Source organism: Brevundimonas sp. (assembly GCF_018608325.1).
Taxonomy (GTDB): Bacteria; Pseudomonadota; Alphaproteobacteria; order Caulobacterales; family Caulobacteraceae; genus Brevundimonas.
This window is the reverse complement of the sequence record NZ_JABAZW010000028.1, coordinates 23,499-30,466: the sequence shown is the minus strand read 5'-3', so window position 1 is coordinate 30,466 and position 6,968 is coordinate 23,499. Positions and strand designations below refer to the sequence as shown.

Below are 6,968 nucleotides of genomic sequence, written 5' to 3'. Positions count from 1 at the left end.
GTCCAGAGCCAGCAGGATGACGCCGCCGACGATCAGGGCGATGCAGATCACCACCGGCGTCTCGAACAGCACGGTCTTGATGAAGTCGTAGGCGAAGAAGCCGATCACCACGGCGGGGGCGAAGGCGACCAGCAGACCGATCAGGAAACGCCGCGCCTCAGGGTCGAACGGCCAGCGCGTCGCCAGCGCCCACAGGCGTTTGAAATAGATGCTGATGATGGCCAGCAGCGCGCCCAGCTGGATCACGATCTCGAACGTTTTGCCCGAGCTTTCGAAGCCCATGAAATGCCCCAGCAGGAGCATATGGCCGGTGGAGGACACCGGTATGAACTCGGTCAGTCCTTCGACCAGACCCAGAATGATCGCCGCAAGCCAATCAGCCATGAAATCCCCGCATGGGTCCGGGATCAGTTCGCGCCCGGCTCTGGCCCCACATAGCGCAACCGTGACCGGATAGGCGAGCCGTCAATCACCTGATCCAGCGCATGGGCCAAAAGTCCGTTCAGACGCCCCAGCAGCAGCAGATCGCCCGCCCCGGTCGGCCCCAGGTCCAGCCTGCGCGACAACAGGGCCAGAGCCAGTTCGAAGCTGGCGCCCTGCCCGCCTGCCGCCTCGCCCTCGGCTCTGACAGCCGCCAGATCGGGGGACAGTTGCGCATGGCTCAGCAAGGCGTCCACGCGCGGGTCATGGCGCGCAAAATCACAGACGCCGAAGCCGGGAACGGAGCCGCGCAGGCCGATCCAGCGCTTGGCCGCGCCCGTCGGATCACGTCGCGCCTCGCTGACATAGGCGACGACATCGCCCATCGCAGTCACGGCGCCGCCCAGGGCCGAAAGCCCCGCCAGCGCCGCTCCGGCCAGAGACGCGCCGCCGTCGGCCGCCGCTCGCGTCGCCAGTACGGCTGCATCCAACCCCTTGTCGGCGCCCAGCACCAGGGCGCGCCGCAGCAAATGACTTTGCACGTCCACGACCTTGAAGCCGCGCGCCAGACGCTGGTGGAAATACAGACGCGGCCCCGGCCCGGACACGCTGTCCATCACTTCATTGAGCAGAGAGGCGGCCTCGCGCTTCAGCGCCACCGGTTCCTGCAGCCTTGACGATCTGTCCTCGGTCAGACGCCGCCCCAGCACGGCCATCATCCGGCGTTGGGTCGATCCGCCGACGATGGGATCAATCCGGGGCTTCAGCCCGGCGAAGGGGTCATCGCCGCGCGCATCCCACAGCACCCGCGACGCCGCCTCGATGGAGCCGCTCTCCGACAACTGCACTGCGTCCAGCCCATGATAGAACAGCCGCCCCTCCGCCGTCATTGACACCGAGGAGTGGATGTCCGCCTCGCCTCGCGCTGCGGCGCCAAGGCCGGTGGGACGCAGGGCGCCGACATCCCCGCTCTCGATTTCGTCGCCGCACAGGCGGGCGACATCGGCTGCGGCATAAAGACTTTTACGAGGGTCGGTCGGGTCCGGCCGGGCGGCGATCCGGCCACGGCTGACATAGGCATAGAGGGTCTGGGCCTTCACACCCAGACGGGTCAGGGCCTCGCTTCTGGCGATCCAGCGTTCGTCAGCGCCCATATCGTCCCCTCACGACTGTTTCGCATTCGAAATGAACAGCAGGCCGCATAGCGGCGTTTCTCCGTCCTAAACTGAAACGGCCACGCTCGTCTATTCCGTCGCGAAGGTTGGCTTTCGGCCATGATTGGGAGACAAGGAAATCTGCATGTCGACCTCGTCTTCCCCCTCTCCCGCGCCGCTTGAAGACGCCAATCAGGCGACCCGCAATATCACACGTCTGTCGGTGGGGGTCGCCGTCCTGCTGATCGTGCTGAAGGCCTTTGCGCTGGGCGCCTCGGGATCGGTGTCCATACTGGCCAGCCTGACGGACTCGGCGCTGGACCTGGCGGGATCGCTGACCGCCTTCTTCGCCGTGCGCTGGGCCGCCGCCCCGCCGGATCAGGAGCACCGCTACGGCCACGGAAAGGGCGAGGCCCTGTCGGCGCTGGTGCAGGCCGGGCTGGTCTTCGCCTCCGCTGTCTTCATCGGCTGGGAGGCGATCCAGCGCATCTTCGATCCGCGCCCCGTCACCTCGGGCGGCTGGGCTGTCGGCGTCGTCGTGATCGGCATAGGCATCACCACCTGGCTGGTATGGATGCAGACCCGCGCCCTGAAGAAGACCGGGTCGCTGGCCGTCGCCGGGGATCGCGCCCACTACGCGGAGGATCTGGCCGCCAATGTCGTCGTCCTGATCGGGGTGATCTCGGGCGCCTTCCTCAATGCGCCGGGCCTGGATGCGGCGGCGGGACTGGTCGTCGCCGTCTGGCTGTTCTGGGGCGCGACCGGAATGCTGAGGTCCGCCGCCGATCACCTGCTGGACCGCGCCCTGCCGGAAAGCGAACTGGCCGCCCTAACTCAGGCGGTGCTGGCTGATCCGCGCATCTCGGGCGTTCACCGCCTGCGCGCCCACATGGCGGGACAGGTGATGGTGGTGCAGATGCATGTCGATCTGGACGCCGCCCTGACGCTGGACGCCGCCCACGCCATCGTCGTCGAGGCTGAAACGCGGGTTCGGACCCTGTTCCCCGCCGCCGACATTCTGATCCACGCCGATCCGCGCGGTTCGACGCCCAAGCTCGCCCAGCCCGCCACTGACCAACGGCTGGCCGCCCCGTCCGCGCCAGCTCCATCCGAAGCCGGCGTCGCGCCTGAAGCCGCCCCGGGTGCCAAGGCCAAAGGCCCGTGGTCCTAAGCCGGTAAACGAGGACTTAAGATGTCGTCCGCTAGGATGTGGCGATGTCCCAGTGCGTCCTCTATCATTTCGCCTTTCATCCCGCCTCGCGCGCTGCGCGGCTGGCGCTGGGCGAGGCGAGGATCGAATACGCCGACGCCCCCGTCCGCCCCTGGGAAGCCGACTGCCCGGTCAATGACTTTAATCCGTCGGGCATGCCGCCCGTCATCCAGACCTCGGATCGCGGCCGCCCGCTGAACCTGTGCGAACTGCCCGCCATTCTGGGCTGGATCGAGGATCAGCAGCGCGGCCCATTGCTGCTGCCCGCCGAAGCCGCCGAACGGGCCGAGGCGCGGCGCCTGACCGCATGGTTCGAACGCCGCTTCAGCGACGACGTGGACGCCATCCTGCTGCATGAACGGCTGGAGAAACCCCTGCTTAAGCTGGGCCCGCCGGAAGCCCGCGCCCTGCGTGAAGGCCGCGAGGCGCTGAAGCACCATCTGATCATGCTGGAGGAGATAGCCGGCGCCCGCGACTGGTTGGCCGGACGACGCCTCAGCCAGGCCGACCTGATCGCCGCCGCCCACCTGTCGATCCTGGACTATTTCGGCGAGATCACCTGGACCCACTGGCCCTCGCTGAAGACCTGGTATTCCAAGCTGAAATCCCGCCCCTGCTTCCGGCCGCTGCTGACCGACCGTTTCATCGGCGTGCCGCCCGCAAGCTGGTACGCCGATCTGGACTTCTGATACCGACGGGGCCTTCAGCCCCGCCGATTGTTTCGCGTCGTCGCCTGATGTAATCTGGCCCTGACGCGAAAATAACCGCCTGTCCTTCAGGCCGTCGCACGCATCCCAGTTCGCGCCTCCGCGCGCGGCTCGGCCAGCGTCTCCCAAATCAACCGCCTGACAACAGGCAGCCCTTTGATGCGCGCGCCCCCATGCGTGGTCGTCAGAGGGATACAGGAGCGCGACGTGCCCAAATCCATCACCATCATCGGCGCCGGTCTCGGCGGCCTCATCCTCGCCCGTGTTCTGCATCTGCACGGGATCGCATCGACCATCCATGAGGCCGAAGCCTCGGCGGACGCGCGGACCCAGGGCGGCCTGCTCGACATGCACGAACACAATGGCCAGATCGCCCTGAAGGCGGCGGGTCTGTTCGACACCTTCCTCAGCCTGGTCCGACCCGGCGAAGACGCCAAACGCATCGTCGACACCACGGGCCGCATCCTGTTGGACAAGCCCGGCAGCCATCTTGGCGACCGGCCCGAGATCGACCGGGGCGATCTGCGCCGCATGCTGATCCAGTCCCTGCCGCCAGAGACGATCCAGTGGGGCCGCAAACTGGTTTCGGTCGCGCCGCTGGGCGAAGGCCGCCACGCCCTGAGCTTCGCCGACGGCTCGACCGCCACGTCCGATCTGCTGGTCGGGGCCGACGGCGCCTGGTCGAAGGTCCGCCCCATGCTGTCCGCCTCAACACCCGCCTAACCGGCACGTCCTTTGTGGAGACCACAGTGCTGAACGGCGACACCCGCCTGCCCGCCAGCGCCGATATGATCGGCCTGGGCACCCTGATGGCGGTCGTGCCGGGTCAGGGAATCCTGTCGCACCGCTATGCCGACGGAACCCTGCGCACCTATGCCGCCCTGAACCGGCCCCAAGACTGGTTCACCGATCTGAGCCAGATCGCAGAGGCGTTCACCGGCTGGGCGCCGCCCTTGATCGACCTGATCACCCACAGCGACGTGGAGCCGATCCTGCGCCCCATCCACGCGCTAGCGGTCGGTCACAGCTGGAAGCGCAAATCCGGCCTGACCCTGGTGGGCGACGCCGCCCACCTGATGTCGCCCTTCGCCGGAGAAGGCGCCAATCTGGCCCTGCTGGACGGGGCCGAACTGGCTCAGGCCATCGCCGCCTCGCCGGACGATATCGAGGGCGCCCTGGCGGCCTATGAAGACCGGCTGTTCCCGCGCAGCCGACAGGTCGCCGACCTGACCGCACGCAATCATGAACGTTTCTTCGGCGCCGACGCCCCGCACAGCGTGGTCGCCCTGTTCAACGCGCACTGACGGGCTAAAGACCCGCCGCGTCGTGCGTCACCTTGCCGGTGAACTCGCAGGCTGCGCCGTGGAAATAGGTGCAGCCGCTCTTTTCCTGCAGCGTCAGCTCATAGGGGGCTGTGAACCGCAGTTCGATTTCACAGACACGCGGCGTCAGGCCGGGGGTGTTCGGTTCGGGTACACGCAGAACCCCGCTGCGCCCCGTCAGGACGACCTCGCCATCAATCTCGCCGCCGCAACCGCCCACGTCGCCCCGCATCGGCGTCATGGTGGACAGCGAAACCGCATAGCGTGCGCCCTCGATCCGTTTCAGATCCGCCGTCAGTTCAAGGCCTGGCCTCTGACTTGAGTAGTGCCCTTCAAGTTCGTCAAAGGCCTGGGACAAAACCGGGCCTGACGCCGCCAGTATCGCCCCTGCGAAAATCATCGTCCTGAGCATGAGCCACCTTCTTTCTAACGCCCCAAACATCAGGGTTGCGAATTATTGAACAATGATCATAAAATCTGATCTCCGCAAGTCGTCCAGGGTTTTGAGATGAAAACCACAGTCATCACCGTCTCCCGTCTCAAGTACCTGCTCTTCCTGGCGCTGAGCCTGGTGTTCGTCCTCGGCCCCTTTGCGATCGGCATGGACGTGGATGACGTGGCGCTCCAGCTTTGCATCGGATTGTTCGGACTGTGCGCCGCCGCCTTCATCTGGGTGATCATCAACCCCATGCGTCTTCATCTGAACGGCGAAGGCTTCAGGGTCGCGGGGGGTTTTGTCCGCAATCCCAAACTGGTGCGCTGGAGAGACATTGAAGACGTCTTCGTTTACCGCCTGCCCCGTGGCGGCAAGGTGGTCGGCTATAATTTCAGACCCGGGGTCCGGCCGGTGACGGCCATGTCCCAGATCAATCAGTACCTTGGGGCGGATGGGGGCCTGCCGAGAGGATGGCCGGATTCGACAGAACAGATGGTCGTCCTGCTCAACACCTATCGCCAGCGCGCCCTCCAGACCTGACGCCCGCCCGAAGGCGGCAAATCCATGCTACAGGCCGCCGCCGTGACCGAACGCCTGAAAACCTTCATCCGCCAGCGGGCGACCGAGCTGGGTTTTGACCTGTGCCGCTTCGCCTCGGCGGCTGACGCTTGGCCTGCGGGCGAGCGGCTGCGCCATTTCGTCGATGAGGGCCGTCACGGCGACATGGAGTGGATGCAGACCACGCTGGAGCGGCGCCAGCACCCCACCGCCATGTGGGAAGAAGCGAAAACCGCCATCGTTCTGGGCATGAACTATGGCCCCGAGGAAGATCCCCTGCCGCAGCTGGCCGACCGTTCGGCGGGCTATATCTCAGTCTATGCGCGTGGCGACGACTATCACGAGGTCATCAAGGGGCGGCTGAAACAGCTGGCGGGTCAGATCGCCGCCCGCAACGGCGCGGACATCAAGGTCTTCGTCGACACGGCCCCCCTGATGGAGAAGCCATTGGCCCACCGCGCCGGTCTGGGCTGGCAGGGCAAGCACACCAATCTGCTCAGCCGCACCCACGGCAACTGGCTGTTTCTGGGCGTGATCCTGACCGTCGCCGACATCGAGCCGGATGAACCGGAAACCGAACACTGCGGCCGCTGCACCGCCTGCCTGGACGCCTGCCCGACGAACGCCTTTCCCGCCCCGTTCCAGTTGGACGCGCGACGCTGCCTGTCCTATCTGACCATCGAGTTCGGCGATCCCTGGCCGGTCGAGTTCCGGCGCGCGACCGGATCGCGCATCTATGGCTGCGACGACTGTCTGGGCGTCTGCCCTTGGAACAAGTTCGCCAAGGAGGCCCGCGAAATCCGGTTGCTGCCGCGCGAGGCTTTTGAAAGCCCGCGTCTGGCCGATCTTCTGGCGCTGGACGACGCCGCCTTCCGCGCCCTGTTCACCAAGAGCCCGGTCAAGCGGATCGGGCGGGATCGGTTCCTGAGGAATGTGCTCTATGCGGTCGGCAACTCGGGCGATGCGGACCTGATCGCCCCGACCCGGAACCTGCTGGACGACGCCTCGCCGCTGGTGCGGGGTGCCGCCGTCTGGGCCCTGTCGCAGTTGCTGGCACCTGCCGACTTCGCCGCCCTGCGTGATGCAGCGGACGAAACTGATAAGACGGTTCAGGCGGAATGGATGCTGGCCGCCGCCTGAACTGCCACGGGTCAGCCCATC

At 66.3% G+C, this 6,968-nt stretch carries 9 protein-coding genes; 6 read left to right on the top strand and 3 right to left on the bottom strand.

The features are described from left to right. Positions 1 to 384 (bottom strand): undecaprenyl-diphosphate phosphatase (locus QZ281_RS02890; protein ID WP_292224504.1); only part of this gene is annotated, 384 nt, incomplete at its 3' end. A gap of 23 nt (positions 385 to 407) precedes the next feature. Then, positions 408 to 1,574 (bottom strand): citrate/2-methylcitrate synthase, encoded by a 1,167-nt coding sequence (locus tag QZ281_RS02885; RefSeq protein WP_292224500.1) that lies wholly within the window; start codon positions 1,572 to 1,574, stop codon positions 408 to 410. 145 nt (positions 1,575 to 1,719) lie between these two features. Here QZ281_RS02885 and QZ281_RS02880 point away from each other — a divergent pair, with 145 nt between their 5' ends. The 4 genes from QZ281_RS02880 to QZ281_RS02865 all read left to right on the top strand — a co-directional run bounded on the left by QZ281_RS02880 (position 1,720) and on the right by QZ281_RS02865 (position 4,795). Continuing rightward, on the top strand, positions 1,720 to 2,745 hold the full coding sequence (locus QZ281_RS02880; RefSeq protein WP_292224498.1) for a cation diffusion facilitator family transporter: 1,026 nt from the start codon (positions 1,720 to 1,722) through the stop codon (positions 2,743 to 2,745). A gap of 44 nt (positions 2,746 to 2,789) precedes the next feature. After that, positions 2,790 to 3,473 carry a glutathione S-transferase family protein gene (locus QZ281_RS02875; protein ID WP_292224496.1) on the top strand — a complete coding sequence of 228 codons (684 nt, stop codon included), beginning with the start codon at positions 2,790 to 2,792 and terminating at the stop codon, positions 3,471 to 3,473. A gap of 225 nt (positions 3,474 to 3,698) precedes the next feature. Then, positions 3,699 to 4,214: an FAD-dependent monooxygenase gene (locus QZ281_RS02870; RefSeq protein WP_292224492.1), complete on the top strand. Its 516-nt coding sequence runs from the start codon at positions 3,699 to 3,701 to the stop codon at positions 4,212 to 4,214. Positions 4,215 to 4,240: 26 nt separating this feature from the next. Beyond that, complete coding sequence (locus tag QZ281_RS02865) at positions 4,241 to 4,795, top strand: FAD-dependent monooxygenase (protein ID WP_292224489.1); 555 nt, start codon at positions 4,241 to 4,243, stop codon at positions 4,793 to 4,795. A 4-nt stretch (positions 4,796 to 4,799) separates the two neighbouring features. On the opposite strand, the gene QZ281_RS02860 is transcribed toward QZ281_RS02865, so the two are convergent. Further along, the gene (locus QZ281_RS02860) at positions 4,800 to 5,225 is read right to left on the bottom strand and encodes a hypothetical protein (protein WP_292224486.1); all 426 of its coding nucleotides are present in this window, start codon (positions 5,223 to 5,225) and stop codon (positions 4,800 to 4,802) included. Positions 5,226 to 5,321: 96 nt separating this feature from the next. Between QZ281_RS02860 and QZ281_RS02855 the strand changes: the two genes are divergently transcribed. Beyond that, positions 5,322 to 5,789, top strand: coding sequence for a hypothetical protein (locus QZ281_RS02855; RefSeq protein ID WP_292224484.1), 468 nt, complete (start codon positions 5,322 to 5,324; stop codon positions 5,787 to 5,789). A 24-nt stretch (positions 5,790 to 5,813) separates the two neighbouring features. Further along, positions 5,814 to 6,947 carry a tRNA epoxyqueuosine(34) reductase QueG gene (gene queG, locus QZ281_RS02850; RefSeq protein ID WP_292224481.1) on the top strand — a complete coding sequence of 378 codons (1,134 nt, stop codon included), beginning with the start codon at positions 5,814 to 5,816 and terminating at the stop codon, positions 6,945 to 6,947. Positions 6,948 to 6,968: the final 21 nt, after the last annotated feature.

Coding starts and splice junctions, on each gene's coding strand:
- QZ281_RS02885 (WP_292224500.1), bottom strand. CDS start 1,574: ATGGGCGCTGACGAACGCTGGATCGCCAGAAGCGAGGCCCTGACCCGT.
- QZ281_RS02880 (WP_292224498.1), top strand. CDS start 1,720: ATGTCGACCTCGTCTTCCCCCTCTCCCGCGCCGCTTGAAGACGCCAAT.
- QZ281_RS02875 (WP_292224496.1), top strand. CDS start 2,790: ATGTCCCAGTGCGTCCTCTATCATTTCGCCTTTCATCCCGCCTCGCGC.
- QZ281_RS02860 (WP_292224486.1), bottom strand. CDS start 5,225: ATGCTCAGGACGATGATTTTCGCAGGGGCGATACTGGCGGCGTCAGGC.
- QZ281_RS02855 (WP_292224484.1), top strand. CDS start 5,322: ATGAAAACCACAGTCATCACCGTCTCCCGTCTCAAGTACCTGCTCTTC.
- queG (WP_292224481.1), top strand. CDS start 5,814: ATGCTACAGGCCGCCGCCGTGACCGAACGCCTGAAAACCTTCATCCGC.